Raw genomic sequence first — 20,398 nt, forward strand, 5'->3', positions numbered from 1 at the left:
AACTAAAACCAGTATTACTACGTATTGTATATAATTTTGAAAATCATTTCTTTGTTATGGTTTTCCGTAATTATACAAAAGAACTTTTGTTGTTATTTGTGTCTGTATTAAAAATAGGCAATTAATAGCAGTTACTTATTTATAATTCATTATAAAATATAATGAAAACTATTATCATTAAAGCCATAGAAATGAAAATTAAAACTATTGAAATAACCAATTTTCGATTATTAAAACATGTGATACTTTCTTTGGAAGATCACACAACAGTTATCGTTGGAAGAAATAACTCAGGCAAAACATCATTGACGGAAATTTTTCGCCGATTAATTGGAGATAAAAATCCATCATTCTCAATTTATGATTTTAGTCTTTCAGCAATGGATGGTTTTCTTAAAGCATTAAATGCAAAGTTGAATGGAAAAGATGATGATGAGATACGAGCCAATCTTCCATTTATTGAAATTCGAATTACGATACAATATCCAGTTGATATAGACGATCTAGGATTATTAGGAGATTTTATAATCGACCTTGATCCCGCAAGTAATATTGTTATTATAGCTGTCCGATACTCTCTTAAAAATGGCAAAATTGATTCACTTTTCGATGGTATAGCGGATGAAAGTGAAGATAGCATAAAAATATTTATGAAGTCACTTAAAGAGAGAATTCCTAGCCTTTTTGAAACTCATATTACAGCTGTAGATCCTACTGATCCGGAAAACACAGCTACAATTGATTACTCGAAATTCAGATTATTATTAGGGGCTAGCTTTATAAATGCACAAAGAGGACTTGATGACGTTACTCACTCTGAGAAAGATGTGTTAGGAAAAGTTTTAGCGCAGCTTTTTAAAACATCCCAATCTAATGCTGCACCTGAAGACATGAAAGATAGTTCAGCAGCGTTGCAGTTAGTGATTGATGACATTCAACAAAAAGTAGACACTGATTTTAATAGTCAGTTAAATAAGCTATTGCCTGCTCTAGGGCTGTTTGGTTATCCAGGTCTTTCGGATCCTAATTTGAGTACTGAAACCACAATCGATGTATCAAATATTTTAGAGAGTCATACAAAAATTCGATATGGACAAGGGAATAATCTTTTCCTGCCTGAAACATATAATGGATTAGGTTCTAGAAATTTGATTTACATTTTATTTCAACTTTTTGAGTTCTTTCGCAGGTACCAAAGTAGGCAAATTTCCAACAGTTTAGATATTATTTTTATTGAAGAACCTGAAGCACATCTACATCCGCAAATGCAACAGATTTTTATTAGAAAACTGTATGAAATTGCAAATGAATTTTCAAACACATTAAATGATGGTAAACCTTGGCCTGTTCAGTTTGTGGTTACTACACATTCTACACATATGGCGAATGAAGCCGAGTTTGAAGCAATTAGATATTTTTTAACATCAAGAGAACCACAACGGCAGACTATAGTGAAAGATTTGAGAAAAGAATTCACAGCTAATGATCTGAAAGAAGATAAAGAGTTCCTTCATAAATATTTGACTTTAACTAAGTGTGACTTATATTTTGCCGATAAAGCTATTCTTATTGAGGGGCCAGCGGAAAGATTAATGATGCCATTACTTATAGCAAAATGTGATGCAACAGATGCGACTAAGCCGCAACTTGGTTTGCAATATGTAACAACGATAGAGGTAGGTGGTGCATTTGCTCATCATTTTTATAAATTTTTAGATTTTCTTGAATTGCAATGTTTGGTTATTACTGACTTAGATTCGGTACTTATGACACATGGTGAGAAAACTACTTATCCAGGCTCATTTGTAAAAAATGGCTCTCATACTTCAAATGCTGGAATAAAAAACTGGTTTGCTAAAGACAGTCAAGGCTATTATCAGCTTGCAGATTGTCTTGCTCTTACGTCAGAGAATAAAGTTTCTGGCTCGAGAAGAATTGCATTTCAAATTACAGAAGATGGAAAGACGGCAATTGGCAGAAGCTTTGAAGAAGCATTTATATTGGCTAATAGAGAACATTTTGGAATTTTAGAAATTGCAGAAGATGAAGCAGAAGCAAGCGCCGAAGCACTAGCACCAGACAACAAGAAAAAAACTGAATTTGCTTTGAAATATGCACTTGAAGAAACCAAATGGATTGTGCCAAAATATATCCATGAAGGTCTAGAGTGGCTGGCAAGTAAGCCTGTAGCCCCAGCTATAGATGCAGTTGAAGTTATTAATGGAGTAGTAGAATAAAATCATGGCAGAAAAAGTAGATATAAGTCCTGCAGAGAAGGCATCAATTGAGTGTTTAGCTAATGTATTTAAAGCAATTGATGATAAAAAGCACTTTCTTGTTGAAGCTGGTGCAGGTGCAGGTAAGACTTACACATTAATTAAAGCTTTAAAATACCTTATAGAAAAAAATGATGCAGAGTATTTAAAATCAAGTAAAAAAATCGCATGTATTACGTATACAAACGTGGCAAAAGATGAAATCCGTTCAAGAACAGATAATCATCCCATAGTATTAGCGGATACAATACACGCTTTCGCATGGGAAGCTATACAAAATTTTCAGAAGGGACTTCGTGACTTGATGGTAGAATTAGGAGATAAATGGCAAGAAAGGATTGAAGATGCAGGGGGTATAAAATCACAAAAGGTCATTTATAGTTTAGGATATCCAAAGATTACAGGCGAAGAAATATTTTTGCATCATAATGATGTTATAAAGCTATTTACTTCACTTTTGTCGGATAATAAATTTAAAAAGATCTTTACAAGTAAATATCCGATTATTCTAATTGACGAATATCAGGACACAAACAAAGCTTTAGCAGACGCATTGGTAGCTAATTTTATTGAGGTAGAATCTAATCTTATTTTAGGATTTTTTGGTGATCATTGGCAGAAGATTTACGGCACAGAATCTTGTGGTTTAATTGAGACAAGTGTAGGTAAAATGGAAATTATTGGTAAACAGGCCAATTTTCGTTCAGATAAAAATATTGTTTCTGTGTTAAATCGTATGCGACCAGAACTTAAACAGTTTGAGTATGATCCCGGCTCTAAAGGGGAAATAGTTGTTTTCCATAGTAATAACTGGAAAGGGGAAAGAAGAACAGGTGCACATTGGAATGGTGATCTTCCAGAAAATGTTGCGCATGATTATTTAGAATGGACTAAACAGGAATTAAACAAAAATGATTGGAATATTAGTTCGGAAAATACTAAAATCCTGATGTTAACTAATAATGTTCTCGCTTCTGAACAAGGATATCAGAATGTTGCAAAAGCATTTTCTGATAATGATGATTTTCTTAAAAAGAATAATGAGTATATGTCATTTCTTATGGATGTGGTAGAAATAGGTTCTGAAGCATTTCAAAATAAAAAGTATGGGGAAATGATTCATGCTTTTAACATAGGTACTGCTAGGATTAGAAAGCATGCTGACAAAAAGGTTTGGTTTGACGATATGACCAAACTTCTCAAACTTTGTCAAACCGGTACAGTAGGTAATGTATTAGATTTACTAAAAACTACTAACAAACCTAAAGTACCAAGGAAAATTGAAGAAAAAGAACAGCGTTTTTCACAAATTATAGCTACTAAAGAAGAAGAGAGAGAAGAAGATGATAACAACTTTGCTACGAAAATCGAACTAATAAGATTAATTCCATATTCTGAAATTTCCAATGTAACAAAATACATCGACGATAAAACTTTATATTCTACAAAACATGGTGTTAAAGGTGCTGAGTTTGAAAATGTGATTATTGTTTTAGGTCGGGGTTGGAACCAATATAATTGGAATCAATTTCTGGAATGGATCAATTCAGATAAAGTTCCTGCTGATAAAAATGACACCTACGAAAGAAATAGAAATTTGTTTTATGTAGCGTGTTCAAGACCACAAAAGAGATTATGTCTGCTCTTCACGCAAGAGTTGTCAAACAATGCTTTAGCAGGTTTAAAAAAGATATTTGGTGATGTGATTTATGAGATAAATAACTAATCACGAATTTAATAAAATAACTAAAATAATCTATATCAAATAATAAATGGCAAATTACACAATTTCAGGAGTGTGGAAGAATAGCAACAATGTTATTACCCATTATGCAATCCATCATTTTAATGATAAGGAAAACACGATTAGCTTAGCTACAAAAACAACGAAATCAGACGCTGTTTGCTTATTAGATAATAATCAAAATTCTGCAATAACAATTTTATGGAATTACAATACAGAAGCATGGAATAGAGGTGCTATTGTTTCAGTAGTAGGAAGCTATCCAAATAAGTATTTAAGGACTAATCAAGATGGTACAGTTATAGACAATTTAAGTAATTTGATAAATTATGGTTTAGTGGCTACTAATTTTTCATAAACACTGGTAATATCTTTTAATCAATATAACCTTTCCATTATGACTTAATGAAAATCCGATAGTTTGTATATCATCAACTTTAGCACTTTCCATGTCTATAAGATCTTGATCAAAAAGAATTTTGGATATTGACAGATTGTTTCACGATCATAATTTTTTTGATAATCCAGTCCTAAATTTCCTGAATAATTCATATGTTGAAATTACGGGGAATAATATTCTTGGAATACCGTTAAATAATTTTCAATATCAATCTCATTTTCTCATTTTAATTCAACCATATTTCTGACTTAAATAGCTGAACCTGATCATTATGTTTTTTGCTTATGCATACGACTTTATTTATCTGAAAGTAAAGATAATTCAAAATTAAATAGTTCGCTAAGCGGAACTTCTAAGGTTCTTGCAATTTTGAAAATAGTACTTACAGTAGGATTAATTCTTACAGTCTCAATTCTAGCTATTTGTGATAATGTAATTTCTGATCGATATGCAAGTTCTTCCTGAGTTAAGCCTTTTTCCGAACGTATTTCTTTTAGTCGCCTAGCCAGCATCTGTAAACCTTCTTCATCGAAGATTAATTTTCTTTGTTTTATATCTTTTTTTTCCACTTATCAAAATGAATACATATAAAACAAAATCATTATAGCACTTGTGCTATAATTTGTATATTTGTAAAGATTCTAGTACTGAATCAATCAAATATTAACTAATTAATCAAATTCAATTATGAATAATTTTACTAAAAGTAAGTGCGTGTTGCTACTTTCCATGATGTTTTTAAGTTGTTCAGGGGAAGAAGAATCAAAAGAGGATTCACCTGAGAATGCAAAAGAGGTTTTTGAACTTCAAACTTTACAAGCAAGTGATATTAGGGCAACAACAGTATTGGTTCCTTCTTCAGTTGAATCAAGTATAGAGAAGTCAGTACAGTCTCGGGGCATTTGTTATAATACTATTGGAAATCCGAATATTAAAGATCTAAAAGTTCAAAACAGTGAAAATATGCTCGGTATTTATGGCACTCTATTAATAGACCTTCAACAAAACACTAAGTTTTACGCAAAAGCTTACGCAGTATCAAATTCAGGATCAACTTATTACGGAAACGAAATTAGCTTTCAAACTTCTAAAATGACAATTCCTCCGACCGAATTTATCACTTACGATGCAGCGAATATAACTTTTAATTCTGCTATATTAAGTGGTGTTATCTTCAAAAACGGTAATATAAGGTGGGATGATTTGAAAATGGGATTTTGTTATTCTGCAACAAATAGATCACCAAATATTACCGATAGCATTGTTTATGCAAATAGTGAAGTTACCGAACCGTTTCGAGTGTCTGCAAAAAATCTTAATTCAAAAACTACATATTATTTTCGACCATTTGCATCAAATTTCTCTGGTACTGAAATATATTATGGTGATATTAAAACATTTACAACCACAAATTCTAACTAATAATCATTTTATAATCACAGAAGATGAAGAAAATTACATTAAACTTACTGCTAGCCATATTAACAATCGTACTGTTTGCAAATTGCGAAGGGAAAAAGAACTCTAAAGCAGAAAAAACTGAAGATGGACAACAACTAGACTCACAAACTATTCATACTGATGAAGAAATTAGTGTCGATAGTAATAAGCCGGAAGATAATATTACTTATGATTCTTATGAATTTGCTACAAACTTAAAGAATGATTCATTTTTCGAATCTGATAATATAGATAAAACGATCGATTTGAAAAATGTAGGTATCACTACCTATTTTATTTCCGGGGACGAGGTTTCATTACTTGGTATATTCTATTCTACTGAAAAAAACATTGCAATTCCACGATTTGAAAATAATCCACCAAATAGAAGTTTCGTTCCTGATTACTTCGATAAGAAAGAAATTAAGTATGATGAAAAATATAAAAGTACTTACTCGGCCACATTACGTATATCGCTCAAAAACCCAAAAGACGTTAAGAAATTGAAGATGTTTGTTTCAAGTGAACCAGTATTGAATTATGAATATAAAGTGCCAGGAACAATTGATGAGTACCGATCAGGTTTTATTGATTTAGTAAATGTAAAAGGAACTTTCAAGGGGGTAAATCCTGATAGTCCTAATAAGAATTACGAAATTATCGATGCCGAAATTAATTAGACAACATCAAAAACCCGAATTTTCATTCGGGTTTTTTTATATTCCAAATTGTACACTGCTAAAGATTAACATAGATATTATCTAATTCTTCTTGACGAATGCCCAAGTAAATTCGGGTTATGATAATGCTTGAATGCTGAAATAATTCTGATAAATAAATTAAACTGCGCACACTTTGATTATAATTTTCCCAAACTCTGCGACCGAATGATTTTCTTAAACTGTGAGTACTGATTTTTCCTTTTTTGAAGTATTTTTTTAAAAGCCGGTTAACATGTTGAGGGGAATAAACAGTATTCTTTTGGCTTTTAAAAGCATACCCATTGTAATCTTTTTCAAATAAAGCTAAAGCATTATGAATGTTATCATTAATGATTAATGTACGCTTTTTACCCGTTTTCCTTCGACAATACTCACAGTTTCACTTCTTAGATCCTCAAATGTAAATTGTAGTAAATTTTCAATCCTTAATCCAAGGTTAATTCCAGTAATAATTAGTAATCCTAAATTTGAATTCTCTTTAGTTTTGATTAATCTCATTCCAGTATTTAATGCTTTGTCAAATCAATAAAATCATTTCCCGTCATACTTTTCTGTCTTTTAATATTACAAATGTATTTTCTTAAGCGTTCATATACCTCATAAAAGAACATTATTTTTGTAAATTCTACCATCACCCCCATAAAACATTTTATATTTCATTAGAATACTTAATTTATTCCATGCTCAACAGCTACTTCCAATCCTAAATCATCGAAAAACTTTGTAATGTTGCATTCTAATTCTGCAGCATCACGCACATCATCAAAATAAATAGCGTCAAATAGGGTAAAGAAATGTTTTGATTCGGCTGGAATCAACACGTTAAACAATTCACTTTCCAAATTTTGCAGTTTTGATGCCAATGATATATCTGTTTTAGATAGTTGATGCAGATATTCCCAGGTAGCCGGATATAGTTTTTTAAAATGTTGATTAATTTTTTTATTTGGCTTAAAACCAAAAAACACATGGCGATATAATAATCTTTTTGTGGTTCCTTTATCATTATTTCCAAAACACTTAAACTGGTCATAAAAAAATGCCCACTCACAATCTAACCTATATTCGAGATCGAAGTCATGACCATCTTTAATCATCAACGCACATAAAAGTAAAGGCTGACAGTTCTTTACATCAAGAAAAATAAATGGTATATTCAAGTGTTTACGTGAAATCTTTGATATGTTTGTTAAAGAGTGATAAATCCGGTTAACATTTTTACCTTTTTTGATTTTTCGTCTTCGCTGTAATTGTAAAATACGATGTAATCTGCATTTAAGTTGATTAAAGTTAATGTTACCCGTTCTAAATTCAGTTATTTCGTCGTTAAATGCAGCTAGTAAATTGATTTGTACCTTCTCTATCGTTTTAACGAATCTCTTATCCAACCATTTCAATTCATTGCTTATAGGCAGGATTTTCTTTTTTTGGTCCGGAATAATCAATGAAAGTGCTTTCATATTCATATAATTGTAGCTAACCTGATATATTTTGCATTTAGCTTTTACAACCGGTCCTTCTTTATCTTTCCAGTTACAGGTATAAAATGATCCATCAGGATGAGTAGTAACTTTTATGATATTCAGTTTCGCAAATATTTCCTGATAAGAAATATAATGGTGTGAGGTGAAATAATTTTCAAAAACTGATTTTGGGATTTTTATTTTAGCATCATAACTTTTTTGCAGTTTGATATCTACATATTCCAAGAATTCTAAAATATTAGTAATTGCAAGCTTTTTATTGATTGGATAATTTTCATATGATAATAGCTGATTAAAAACTGTAGTGTTAGCAACAAAAGATTTTGTGGCTTTTTTTAAACGGTTGATTTCTTTTTTAGAAATCTGATTGAAAACCGATCGGTTTAAGGTGTTAATTGGAATTTGTGTGAACATTTTATTCGCTTATTTTTTATGTGCTTCAGGTTTAAGAGGGAAGCGATCCAGCCGCTGCTAAACGGCTGGAAACCTCTATCAGTACTTATATCATTTCTTCAATGATTTGTTCTGATATTCTATATATTTATTTTTTAAAGCGATTATTGAACAGGTGGATTGTTTATGTAAATACATCAATTGGCGGGGTGCTGATTTTTTACTGTAGGGAAAATTATATTATGACAATATTTTAAATACTCTGTTAGCATCAGTTTTTATAAGGGTTAACAGAGAAAGTGTCTTTTTCTCAGCATATCATGTATTCTTTTATTATACTCTTATATAATATTTAATCTCATTGTATGCTTTTGCTTATTTATATATTATATGTATTTAATGTTCTTTAATTCTTTTATTTCATTATTGATTCTTATGCTTGTTTTCGTTTGACCGCCCAAACGGTCAAACAGGATAATTTAGGATCGAGTCATTTGTTAAAGACTTCTATTCAATTGAATAAAAGAATATACCTTAAAGATATGTGTGGAACATATTTATATTGATCAAATGAGATGTTTAAAAGCTGAAGACACTGAAAAATAATTAAATACTTCTCTTAAATGCTGGTGTATGTAGATTCGGCAGCATATCTTAGCTTGAGAATCAAGTGATTATGAGACAGGAAAAGATAATAACAAAAGAACAGCTTAAGCATATAATAAAAAAATTCAATATCAATGTACAAATTAATCATTGTATCATTCTTGAAAACGGTATGATAGATGTTGACGGTAGTGTGAAAATTACCAATACATCGCTAAAAAAACTACCACTTCGGTTTCGGAAAGTAAATGGTGATTTTTATTGCCATGCAAACAAATTAGAAATGTTAAAAGGTGTGCCCGATTCTGTTACCGGTGATTTTAATTGTTCCAATAATCAATTAACATCCTTGAATGGTGCACCTGGTTTTGTAGGACGTGATTTTGCCTGCCATGAAAATTTATTAACATCTTTAAAAGGATGCCCACAACATATTAAAGGAAATTTTAATGCATTCTTGAACCAAATTACAACACTAAATGGATCGCCGCAAATAATCGAGGGAAATTGTTCTCTGTTTAAAAATCGATTGATTTCATTAGAATCCGGCCCTAAATATGTTGGGGGATCATTACATGTGACTGGAAACCTACTACGCAATTTAGTCGGGATACCCAGTTACATCGGAAATACTGTGTCAATAGATAGTGGAATCTCAGTTGACATGGGAAATAAAAGCTGCAATGTGCAAAGAGTTACAATTGAAATACAAAATAAACGAAATAAAACAGATCTATCTTCACCACATTTATTGATCGAAAAACATAGGAACTTGCTGCATATCGTTTTTCGATATATGAATTACTTAGATATTTTCACTAACGGCAATTTTAACCAAGCAAATTTTGAAGATATCATATATGATATTAAATCTGGTTTGCGTTAAAATAATTATAGCATATGGATTTAGCATACGTTTTTCCGGATGATTTATTAGCAGAACAAAATGATGTTCACACAATTATACGTGACCATTGGTTAGTGCTTAATTATACGGTAAATAAGGACAAAAGTGTAAATGTCCAAGGCGATGTCAGATTTCCGGATTTCGCATCTTTTTTAACAAAACTACCACTACAGTTCAATAAGGTCTCAGGTAATTTTGATATTTCTACCTTAGTTAACCTGACGACTTTGAAAGGTTCCCCTGTTGAAGTTGGTGGTGTTTTTAATTGTTCCTATACTAACATAAATTCATTACAACATGCCCCTAAAAAAGCTTCAAAATTAATATTCGACAATAATCTTCGATCATTATCCACTGGCAATTTAAACTGTAATTTTGATGAAGTTTCTATTCTATTTGTGAATAGTGATCCAGTTGACGGCCTTCCAAGCATGATCATAAAGTACAGTGACTTCTTGCCAACAATTGTAAAGTATCAAAGCTATTTTGATGTGTGGGGTGATAATAATAAGGATCCATTTAACCAAGATGGATTCGCAGAATTAATTACAGAAATAAGTGAGGGTTTAAAATAAAGTATTTGTTAAGATGATAAAATTTCAGTTAAAACCGAGTAAGTATTTCTAAAATTTCTAGTACGCATTTTTTGTGAAGTAAAAAAACCTATTGGAAGATTTTTCCCTTAAAGATTCTCTTTTCTTTAATAACACTGTTATTAGTGTTTAATTCATTGCAGTGACACTAAATATTGAATATTATTATATACTGATAATGTAAAAAAATATACCAAAATATCCAAAAACATCCTTTACCGAAGTCATTTAAAAATTTTAGACATCTAAATTATTTAAGAAGCCATTACAGGAAAATGGAAATTAAGATTACCTCATTTTTTAAATTTTGATTAAAGGGGAAATTCCTATATTCGTAGAAACAAAAATGCAATTTTATGGAACAACGAACAAAATTTAGCACATTAATGCCTATTTATGGTTTATACACCATTAAGGAAAAATAGAAATCTAAAAATACAATTCATATGAGTACAGCAATAGTTTTCAATAAAGAAATGCAGAATTATTTCAATTCAAATAATTCATTAGTCGCTGAATTTTTAAGAACAAAATTCAAAGAAAGTCGTAGAGAAAATTATAATGGTTTCTTTGATGATTTTTTATTTAGCTACGGTATTATTTCCTTTAATTCTGAGCCTATTTTAAATGGAAAAAAATATATTCCTTCTCTAACTTGCTCAAAAAATAATATCTTCAGAGAGGAAATGGGTGTAACTGAGTTATCTAAAGAGCCCAAAACTTTATTAGAATGTGAAAAGATATTTGCGCAATATTTTATATCCAGATTTAATGATATAAATTTATCTTACTTCACAAATTGGGATTCTGAAAATAATTATAATTAATTCCAAATAACAGAAAATCTAATATAGTATTATGAACTTACGTCTATTTTTTCTGTTAGTTATTATTGAATCGCTTTGTGTTGTTAGTGGATTTTTTGTACTTATATTATTTTTCTTTCTTTATTTTGGTTCAGGCGCTGGAGCAAGTTCAGACAAAGCTATATTGACTGAAAATGTGGGGTTTGTAATCCTGTTTTTATTGCCATTGCTTTTTGGAATTTTTAAAAGCAGAACTTTAACAGAAAAATTAAAAGCCAAAAGTTATTTATACTCAGGCTTGCTCGTAACAATAGTTAGCGGTATATATTTTGGAATTAATATGTAACAGGACAGCCCTACTGCTAACACACGCTACAGCAATTTGGATATTTGGCTTAATGGAAAAATTGGTTTGTATTTGAAAATTTAACAAATCCGAAAATAGGGCTTAATTTAATCCAAACTGCTTGTAGCGCGAGAACGTTATAGGGCACTTAACCGCAGAAAACCGGAATATGACATATTTAATGATTGATACCTGTGTTTGGTTAGACTTGGCCAAAACATCAAAATACGAAAAGTTAGTAAACTTATTAGACCAACTTGTAGAAGATTGGGAAGTTTCGTTAATAATTCCAGAAATAGTATTGTCAGAATTCCAAAATAACAAAGACAGAATTGTTTCAGATGCAGGCAAGAATTTATCAAGTTACTTTGAAAAAGTTAGAGATATAATCTTTGATTTTGGCGAAGAGAAAAATAAAAAAATTATTATGGCTCATCTAGATGAATTTACAAGCAAAATTCCCAATTACGGAGAATCAGTTTTAAATTCGTTGCAAAAAATTGAAAAATTATTCTCTCAAGCAGAAATTATTAAAACTACAGATGAAATTTTATTGAAAGCTTCAAAAAGAGCACTTCACAAAAAAGCTCCTTTTCATTTATCAAAAAATAGTATTGGCGATGCAATAATTATTGAATCATATATTGAGTACATAATCCAAAATGAACCTCAGGACTGTAAATTTATGTTTGTTACACATAATAAAAATGATTTTAGTTTAACAAACGGTAATCATAAAATCCCTCATAAAGATATTGCAGATTTCTTCGATTCAACTAAATCTTTTTATTTCATCAATTTAATTGATGCATTAAATGAAATAAATGCTGAATTAGTTCTTAATATACAAGAAGATAATTATTGGAAATCAGAACCACGAAATCTTACTGAAATTTCAGAAGTGAGTAACGAATTAGAAAGAAAAATTTGGTATAACAGACATCAAATCTTGGCAAATAAAATTAAAACAGGGAAAGTAAAGATTATTGATATTAAAGATTATAGTAGTCAAAACCATAATACGACTATTGTAGATATAATATGGGAAACTGCGATAAAAGGTGCGAAAACAATAGAAGAAAAATATGGTAAAGAGAATCTTATTTGGGATGATTTTGAATGGGGAATGATAAATGGTAAATTATCAGCACTTAGATGGGTTTCAGGGGAAGAATGGGACTTTCTGGATACATAAACGCCCTATAACACACGTCTCATGCAATTTGCCAATTTAGTGAAATTACCGTTTTAATTCTTATTTTAGTTTAGCTGAAATACTCGTCTTCGTACGTCGCAAACGGCGCAAGGCTCGAGAACGTTAGTGGCAAGGCAGAGAAGCTATTGTGTATACGAGCAACTAAAAATTAATTATGGAGTATAGTTTTACAGTGCCTAATCATAAAGAGCATTTCACAGTGCAAATTGATGGGTTTATATATCAATGTGGATATAGATTTAAAACAGAAAGAACCACAGCAGGAATTAAGTATTCTTGTCAGTTCAATAATGAAGAAACCAAAAATGAATTTGACAAAGGGTTAAGCGACAAGGTTCCTGAACTTTGGCAAAATGAACAGTAAAATTAACCCTATTTAATGTTGTTTTTTTACCTTTATACTTGAAATAAATCAAAACATCATGAAAGATTATCAACTAACGGTACCTCACGAATTCGAGGCGTTTCACTTGGGAATTGAATTAACTATTATGGATATACAAGATAATTCAGAACCGATATTTACAACCAAAGAAACAAAAGACGCGACAATTTACTTTATTCCATTTGAGGAAGAAGACAAAATGTATGCTTTTGATAAGGAAATTAGAGCAAGTATGCCATATCTTTTTAAATCTTAGCTTGGATTAAAAAGAGTACAACTGACTATTTAAGATATGCCCAGCCGCTAACATGCATTACAAGATATTTGGGCATTTGGCTAAATTTAAAGATGGTTTTTATTTGGAAAACTTTTGCATATTGGAAAAACTCGCCTCTTTAATCCCATATCTTGTAGCGCAGGACGTTGACAGTAATGTTCCCTCAGAAAAGACCTAAACATAAATATGAAAAACCACCTTGAAATTAAATTTGAAATAGCAAATTTTGAATTAGAGGAAATTGAAAATTGGTTAAAGGAAGAATTACTAACTTCAAATAATGGCTTTTATCATAATTGGAATTTAATAGCGAAAGCGTATTCCGAAAACAAAATTGTAATTATAAAAAATGAAATCAACGTAATTGGATTTTTAATTTGGTGTGATTTTAATATGTATGCTGAAATAGATATTTTTGAAATCAAGCGAGAATTTAGAAAAAAAGGAATTGGGAAATATTTTTTTAATGAAGTTTCAACCTTTTTTAAAAACCATAATTTCTCTGCAATAAAACTTTTTTGCGAACCACAAGAATCTGAAAAATTTTGGATAAAAATGGAATTTATAAAATTTCCAAAAATTGGATATTCTATTTCTGACCTTACTTATTTCAAACCATTAATTGAAATAAATGAGCCAACAATTGAAATTGATGAAAATAATAAATTGGAACTTTGGGATTTAGAACCTTACCAAATAAAAGATACTAAACCAAAATGGATTTGGAGCATAAATTCGGAAAAATTTCTTCCAATATTAAATCCTTGTAACTCAGATTGGAATATTCGTTGGACAAAAAACGGTAAAGTAATTAGAGAAAATAAAGTAAAACGTTTTTCAAATACAGAAATTGAATTTGGAAATTTTCTTTTTGTGGAAGAACTAACTGAATAAAAAACACTGCCGCTAACTGCCGTTTAGCGAGATTGGGGTTTTAGGTTTAATGGAAAGTTAGTGTTGTATTTGAGAAATTTGTGTTTAACCGAAAAATCTCGCATCTTTATTCCCCACCCTCGCCAAGCACCAGAACGTTACATGCAATGCTATAATAGAAAGTATGGAAAATAAATTTAAAATTCGACATGCAATATTAAAGTCCCTTCATGAGAAAAGGTCAGAAGGGACTAGTCCAAATACTATACATGTTTCAGAAATTGCTCGAACTTGGTTAGAATTAGTAGAAACCGTGGATTTTTCAGAAAATAAAATCGTTGAGCAAATTAAATATCTAGAAAATCAAAAAGATATATATACACAGGAAGAAGACTATTATATATTTTATTACGCAATTACCGATATTGGCATTGCTTCTTTTTATGATCAAAAATATCTTGATGAAGGAAAAAAAAGATCAAGAGAAAAATACCATGACATAATTAGAAATTGGTCAGTCACCATACTTTTGATATTAGCTATCCTGACCTTCACAATCAACGCATATGTAACGATCAAAAGAAATTCAGAAATAGAAAATTTAGAAAGTAAATTGAAAATCATTTCAAATCAAATTAATCGGAAGTAAAAAGCAACGCAGGTAAAAGCCATTTGGCGATATTGGGATTTTAAGTTTAATTTAAAGATGGTTTTGTACTTGGAAAATTTGTGCTTAACCGAAAAATCTCGCATGTTTATTCCCCAAACTCACCAAGTACCAGAACGTTAGCTGTTATTAATACAAATATATCGTATGAAAGAAAATTATCAATTTGATCGAATAGAATTATCACAATCGAATATGTATAATAATATTCGAGGAAGTAAACCAATTGGTGATACTACATTCGAAGGATATTTTAAGTGTAAACTTGTTCACGGTGAAATGTTTTCAGTGATTGTTCCAGATTTAATTTACATAATGGATGATGATAAAACATTTTCTTGGTTTCAGCATTATTCATTCTTGCCAAACCATTTAAATAAATTTAGTGAAGAAGAGATTTTTGGCACTATAAATATAGATATTGCTTGGGGACATACATTGAGAATTACAATTTCTCACGAAAATCATATTGAAAACTTCCAAGACCATTCCAATCTTTTTAAATGTATAATAAAAGGTCCAAAAAATCTTCTAGAATACTCGACCGGGAAAGGAGAAATAATTAATAACAAGCCTTTTATTAAACTCTATCATCACACAACCGACGAAATTAAAGAATTGATTGAGAAATCAAGTTATTATTTAGGTTCCCTTTGGAATTATCAAGGAACTAAAAAAATTCAAAGTTTATGTTTTGTTTATTTTACAAGTTTAGATTCAATTAAACAAGAACAAGATTTAGTGCAAATAGCAATGGCAAGTGAGGGAGAATTATATTTAATCAAAGATATTAGTCAAGAAATTGTACCAATAAAAGTTTACCGAGAAAATACTCTTAATAGAAAAGCCAGTATAAATCAATTAATTGATAGTACAATAATTATGAGTAATCCTATTTTAATGCATACTCAAGATGATTTAAGTTATGTATTTTATGAGCGAAGTAATCCTTTTATTTATCGTGTTGCTCTTAATTCAGAAAAAACGCTACCTTTTAAAAATGGAATTATTTTTAGAACTGAAGATGTTTCAACTAGTGACCATATTATCTTGGGTGATGCTACAACGGAAATAGGACTAGTTGCAATATTTGATGAAGAGAACACAAAACAGATATTTAAAATAGAACCATTTTACAATTCAAAAACCAATATTTTAAAATTTTGGTTTGATAATACTAATCGCGATTTATATACAGAAAAGAAAATTACTAAACCGAAATTTTAACAATAGCTTACAGCTACTACAACGGATTGAGCAATAGGCTTAATTAACAATGGGCTAAATTAGTCCCAAATCCTCTGTAGTATTTAGAACGTTAGCAGATATATTATGACAAATAAACAGAAAAAGATGCTATTAGATTTGAAATCTAAAAAAGAAGAAATTTTTCAAATTGATCATCCTTTTGATGTACTTATTCATTCTGTATTGAACACAATTAATCTAAATGAACTTATCCAAATTTATATAGATGATAGTTTAATTGAAGTAAAATCATCTATTTATTCCAATATTGAAAAAAGACTAAATACTATTGATAATACCGAAAAAATATATGAAGATTTGAAATTCATTTTAGAAAACGGAGTTGAATATTATAAATCACAAAGGACTAGAAAAGTTTTAGAAATTCTTTTAATTAAACTTGATGATGATTATAAATATGATTACTTCAATACTTTTTTTTACTCAAAATATTCAAATGATAAAAAGTCAGCAGTTAAATATATCAAATACGCAAAAAAGGATGTTGCAAAAGAATTATTAAAAGAATACTTAAGTTCCGGGAATGCGGTATTTCTTCTACCTTTATTAGATAAAAAAAACTTGGAGTTTCTTGCAGAAAATATTACAGAAATTTGGTACACGGAACCTTCATTCTTTTATAAAAAACGGCTTATTGAACTTTTATCGCAGACAAAATTTAAGAATCTTGAATTTATAGAAAATGAAGAAATTGACTTATATATCCTGGCCTGTCTAATTAGTAAAAAAATAAAACCGAAGCATGCGTTGAAATTATTGAGTAAAGTCCCAGAGAGCAAAAGGCATTTTAGCATTTTTAATTTAAGTAAAGAATTAGATTACAAATTCATAGAGTGCGAAATGAAAAAATACATCTGCTAACAGATACCACAATGGATTTGGGTATTTGGCTTAATGGGAAGTAAGTTTTGTATTTGCGATGATTTGGCAAATCCGAAAAATGGGCTTAATTTAGTTCCAAGCCCGCTGTAGTGCCAGAACGTGCCTAATTATTAAAAACTTCTTAAAAGAAACAAATTCTATGATAACAGCATTTGCAGATGAATCCGGAAACAATTCGTTTAAATTTGATTCACAAGGAAGTCATTTTATTGTTGCCACTGTAATTTGTAATTCTGAAAAAGTACAAGATTTAGAAAAACAAGTTGATATAATTAGACAAAATCATAATTTCCAAACTGGAGAAATTAAATCAAGTGGCGTTGCAGGCAATCATAAAAGAAGACTTAATATTCTAAATGATATTGTTAATCTTGATATTTCTGTGTATGCAGTTATAGTTGACAAAAGAGAACTTAAAGGACAAGGCTTCAATTATAAAAAATCATTTTATAAATACTTAAATAATTTATTATATAAAGAACTGTTCAGAACTTTCCCCCAATTAGACTTATTTGTAGATGAGCATGGCGGAAACGATTATATGCTTGAATTTAAAAAGTATGTTTATAAAAACCATCAGAAAAATCTATTTTCAGGATCACAATTTGGAATACAAAACAGTAAACAAAGTAATTTAATTCAAATTGCAGATTTTGTTGCTGGAACAATCGCCTACATTTATGATGAAACTAAAAAATCAGAATATAGTGAAGAATTTAAAACTGTATTAAAACCGATTGTAAGCGATTTCAATTTTTTTCCAAAGGAATACAATTTTAAAGAATTTAATGAGTCAAACACTGATGAATTTTATTCGCCACTAATTGCAGAAGTTAGTATATTGAGAATTAATAATTTTATTGAAAAAGAAGTAGGCAACGACCAACAAAAGATTGACCAAATCAACTTCTTAAAATTATTGCTTTTATTCCAAAGAGTATATTATAAATCAAGATATATTTCTACAAAAGAGATTTTTAATCACTTAAGCCAAAGCCGAGAATCAAAATTGTCGGAAGAGTATTTCAGATCCAAAATTGTAGGTAACCTGAGAGATAATGGAATATTAATCTCTTCAAGTCCCAAAGGTTATAAAATTCCAACAACTGAAAAAGATTTATATTCTTTTATAAAGCATGGAAATCGAATAATTTTACCGATGCTAAATAGAATTAACGAAATGCACAAAGCTATAATGTTAGCATCAGGTAATAAACTTGATTTATTGGCAAATGAAGAATTTAAAGAACTGAAGAAAATAATAAATAACTAAACACACACTACTACAACGGATTTGGGCAATTGGCTAAATGAAAAGGTGGTTTTGAATTTGGGAGATTTGGCAAATGCGAAGAATGGCCTTAATATATTCCTAAATCCGCTGTATTATGGGAAAATTAACGACAATCTAAAAAAACAAATCGTGAAAGTAGAAACAACAAAGGATTCTGCATATTTTGAGAGAATAGAAAATGAAATTACTGACGAACTTAATAAACGCTTATCGGGGGTTTTAGAAGATTATGCTGAAATTAAAGGTCACGTTTCATCTTTTCAATCACTGCATGGAACAATTAGTCTAAACAAGGCTTCAAGTCTCGATATGGTTCATGGTAAATGGGCAACACATGATGATTATATTGCCGATTGGTTATCTGGACTAAAAGATTCTATTGAGAGTGGCAGACCGTCTATGATGCAAAAGATTTTTAAAATACAACGTATTCGTGAATATGTGCTTCTCTTCCTTGAAAGAGATTTTTATAGACATTATAAAGTTAGGACTAAAGATAAACCTCAAGAAAATTTATGGTCAATTTGGTTTGGTTCTGAAACGTTATTTTGGGGTTTATTAATATCGCCGAGATTAATTGAAGATAACTGGGAAAATAAACCTGGAAGAATTAGAAAAGTTGAATTTGGCTATTGGACTATTGGTCATGTTTTAAAAACAGGCTTAGTCGATCCCGAAAATAATACGATATATAAATTTCGTGATTTAAACGACTTTTTAATTTTTTATGAATCTATACTCAAAAGAGTTTCAAATTCAATTTATGAAAAACAAATTTTTGCTTTTTATGTTGATTATATTAGAAAATCACAAAACCCGTTATTAGAACCGTTACTTATTCCTGAATTTCGTTATGAGGGTATAAAGCAAAAACATAAATATAGATTAGATTTCACAATCTTAAATTGTCATACTGGCGAGCGCATCGGCTTTGAATTAAGTCCTCAATCAACACATATGGCAATTTCTGGTATAAAATCAAAAACTCAGACTGAGTTGAATAAAGATTTAGCTTTAAAGTGGGGTCGTGAGATGCAAAAGAGAAATGAATATTTCCAACAGTATGGAATTACAATAATGACTTTTACAGATGACAATCTTATCGACATGAAAAATTGTTTTAAAGCAATGGAATATTATCTATCCAAGAGAAAAGCCGATCGTCAAAGTGTTGATGAATTGATTCAAGACATTATTTCAATTAAATAGATAGACTGTGGTTAACAACTATTACAACTAATTTTGAGTAATAGGAATCTTCAATTTCAAGAATAATAAAAGGCGAAAGTTGTATAAACTTCAATACCTCGTAGCCCGCGATAGTAATATGGTAACATTCGGGAATAGGGATTTTCGAATTCTGAGCAAATTTTCACCTTTGGTCGACAAAGAGTTTTAGGAAAGGTAATTAGAAATAAGATTATGATGATTTTGTATCATGGCTTAAACGAACAGAGACATCGCTTTTGAAACTTTACTGCGATGACTTGAATAATTCTGTTGAGTTAGAAAACTGGTACAATGATTTAAATGGAAGTAAATACAAAACACAATAGTTAGCAGACATTAGTTAAAAGAGATTAATTTGAGTTCAGATAGGATAAATAATTGGATACGGGGTGCTTTTTAGGGGAATATATGAAATAAAAAAGACTTAAAAAACTGATTAACAGTTATTTAAGTCTTAATGTTTGTGCGGATAATAGGACTCGAACCTACACGCCTTGCGGCACCAGATCCTAAGTCTGGCATGTCTACCAATTTCACCATATCCGCGTAATTGTGGGTGCAAAGATAAGCATACTTTCGAATATTCAA

The 20,398-nt window shown here is 30.2% G+C and carries 20 protein-coding genes, 1 tRNA gene and 1 pseudogene; 18 read left to right on the forward strand and 4 right to left on the reverse strand.

Translation table 11 applies throughout. From position 1 onward, the window contains the following. The first annotated feature begins 161 nt into the window (after positions 1-161). Genes DMB68_RS11115 through DMB68_RS11125 form a run of 3 tightly spaced genes read left to right on the forward strand, consistent with a single transcriptional unit; the run spans position 162 to position 4,378 of the window. Positions 162-2,237, forward strand: a complete 2,076-nt coding sequence (locus tag DMB68_RS11115) for an ATP-dependent nuclease (protein WP_231131641.1) — start codon at positions 162-164, stop codon at positions 2,235-2,237. Between the two features lie 4 nt (positions 2,238-2,241). Further along, positions 2,242-4,002 carry a UvrD-helicase domain-containing protein gene (locus DMB68_RS11120; protein WP_110346741.1) on the forward strand — a complete coding sequence of 587 codons (1,761 nt, stop codon included), beginning with the start codon at positions 2,242-2,244 and terminating at the stop codon, positions 4,000-4,002. A 46-nt stretch (positions 4,003-4,048) separates the two neighbouring features. Further along, positions 4,049-4,378 carry a DUF3892 domain-containing protein gene (locus tag DMB68_RS11125; RefSeq protein ID WP_110346742.1) on the forward strand — a complete coding sequence of 110 codons (330 nt, stop codon included), beginning with the start codon at positions 4,049-4,051 and terminating at the stop codon, positions 4,376-4,378. A gap of 338 nt (positions 4,379-4,716) precedes the next feature. Here the strand turns inward: DMB68_RS11125 and DMB68_RS11130 are convergent, their stop codons facing one another. Beyond that, positions 4,717-4,989, reverse strand: a complete 273-nt coding sequence (locus tag DMB68_RS11130; protein WP_110346743.1) for a helix-turn-helix transcriptional regulator — start codon at positions 4,987-4,989, stop codon at positions 4,717-4,719. Between the two features lie 118 nt (positions 4,990-5,107). On the opposite strand from DMB68_RS11130, the gene DMB68_RS11135 reads away from it, so the two are divergent. Then, positions 5,108-5,842, forward strand: a complete 735-nt coding sequence (locus DMB68_RS11135) for a hypothetical protein (protein WP_124019419.1) — start codon at positions 5,108-5,110, stop codon at positions 5,840-5,842. A 23-nt stretch (positions 5,843-5,865) separates the two neighbouring features. Next, on the forward strand, positions 5,866-6,540 hold the full coding sequence (locus tag DMB68_RS11140; protein ID WP_110346745.1) for a hypothetical protein: 675 nt from the start codon (positions 5,866-5,868) through the stop codon (positions 6,538-6,540). A 58-nt stretch (positions 6,541-6,598) separates the two neighbouring features. Here DMB68_RS11140 and DMB68_RS23795 read toward each other — a convergent pair. Beyond that, a pseudogene (locus DMB68_RS23795) lies at positions 6,599-6,934 on the reverse strand (tyrosine-type recombinase/integrase); the annotation flags it as partial. A 316-nt stretch (positions 6,935-7,250) separates the two neighbouring features. Next, positions 7,251-8,480, reverse strand: coding sequence for a hypothetical protein (locus tag DMB68_RS11150; RefSeq protein WP_110346747.1), 1,230 nt, complete (start codon positions 8,478-8,480; stop codon positions 7,251-7,253). A gap of 655 nt (positions 8,481-9,135) precedes the next feature. On the opposite strand from DMB68_RS11150, the gene DMB68_RS11155 reads away from it, so the two are divergent. From DMB68_RS11155 to DMB68_RS11215, 13 genes are all read left to right on the forward strand, one after another. Then, a complete protein-coding gene (locus tag DMB68_RS11155) occupies positions 9,136-9,951 on the forward strand; it encodes a hypothetical protein (RefSeq protein ID WP_110346748.1) in 816 nt (271 codons plus the stop codon). 14 nt (positions 9,952-9,965) lie between these two features. Further along, on the forward strand, positions 9,966-10,547 hold the full coding sequence (locus tag DMB68_RS11160) for a hypothetical protein (RefSeq protein WP_110346749.1): 582 nt from the start codon (positions 9,966-9,968) through the stop codon (positions 10,545-10,547). A gap of 464 nt (positions 10,548-11,011) precedes the next feature. Continuing rightward, positions 11,012-11,392 (forward strand): hypothetical protein, encoded by a 381-nt coding sequence (locus tag DMB68_RS11165; RefSeq protein WP_110346750.1) that lies wholly within the window; start codon positions 11,012-11,014, stop codon positions 11,390-11,392. Between the two features lie 31 nt (positions 11,393-11,423). After that, the gene (locus DMB68_RS11170; protein ID WP_110346751.1) at positions 11,424-11,717 is read left to right on the forward strand and encodes a hypothetical protein; all 294 of its coding nucleotides are present in this window, start codon (positions 11,424-11,426) and stop codon (positions 11,715-11,717) included. 169 nt (positions 11,718-11,886) lie between these two features. Beyond that, the gene (locus tag DMB68_RS11175) at positions 11,887-12,912 is read left to right on the forward strand and encodes a PIN domain-containing protein (protein ID WP_110346752.1); all 1,026 of its coding nucleotides are present in this window, start codon (positions 11,887-11,889) and stop codon (positions 12,910-12,912) included. A gap of 175 nt (positions 12,913-13,087) precedes the next feature. Continuing rightward, positions 13,088-13,297 (forward strand): hypothetical protein, encoded by a 210-nt coding sequence (locus tag DMB68_RS11180; protein ID WP_110346753.1) that lies wholly within the window; start codon positions 13,088-13,090, stop codon positions 13,295-13,297. Between the two features lie 127 nt (positions 13,298-13,424). Beyond that, the gene (locus DMB68_RS11185; protein WP_165830128.1) at positions 13,425-13,574 is read left to right on the forward strand and encodes a hypothetical protein; all 150 of its coding nucleotides are present in this window, start codon (positions 13,425-13,427) and stop codon (positions 13,572-13,574) included. A 207-nt stretch (positions 13,575-13,781) separates the two neighbouring features. Continuing rightward, positions 13,782-14,489, forward strand: a complete 708-nt coding sequence (locus DMB68_RS11190) for a GNAT family N-acetyltransferase (RefSeq protein WP_110346755.1) — start codon at positions 13,782-13,784, stop codon at positions 14,487-14,489. 163 nt (positions 14,490-14,652) lie between these two features. Beyond that, positions 14,653-15,117 carry a hypothetical protein gene (locus DMB68_RS11195; RefSeq protein ID WP_110346756.1) on the forward strand — a complete coding sequence of 155 codons (465 nt, stop codon included), beginning with the start codon at positions 14,653-14,655 and terminating at the stop codon, positions 15,115-15,117. A gap of 165 nt (positions 15,118-15,282) precedes the next feature. Then, complete coding sequence (locus tag DMB68_RS11200) at positions 15,283-16,362, forward strand: hypothetical protein (protein ID WP_124019420.1); 1,080 nt, start codon at positions 15,283-15,285, stop codon at positions 16,360-16,362. A gap of 138 nt (positions 16,363-16,500) precedes the next feature. Next, a complete protein-coding gene (locus DMB68_RS11205) occupies positions 16,501-17,265 on the forward strand; it encodes a hypothetical protein (protein WP_165830129.1) in 765 nt (254 codons plus the stop codon). A gap of 160 nt (positions 17,266-17,425) precedes the next feature. Next, positions 17,426-18,559 (forward strand): DUF3800 domain-containing protein, encoded by a 1,134-nt coding sequence (locus tag DMB68_RS11210; RefSeq protein ID WP_110346759.1) that lies wholly within the window; start codon positions 17,426-17,428, stop codon positions 18,557-18,559. A gap of 150 nt (positions 18,560-18,709) precedes the next feature. Next, complete coding sequence (locus DMB68_RS11215; RefSeq protein ID WP_124019421.1) at positions 18,710-19,789, forward strand: topoisomerase II; 1,080 nt, start codon at positions 18,710-18,712, stop codon at positions 19,787-19,789. Between the two features lie 485 nt (positions 19,790-20,274). On the opposite strand, the gene DMB68_RS11220 is transcribed toward DMB68_RS11215, so the two are convergent. After that, positions 20,275-20,356, reverse strand: a tRNA-Leu gene (locus DMB68_RS11220). Between the last annotated feature and the right edge of the window lie 42 nt (positions 20,357-20,398).

Origin of the sequence: Flavobacterium hydrophilum, assembly GCF_003202405.1 — a bacterium.
In the GTDB taxonomy this organism is placed as follows: Bacteria; Bacteroidota; Bacteroidia; order Flavobacteriales; family Flavobacteriaceae; genus Flavobacterium; species Flavobacterium hydrophilum.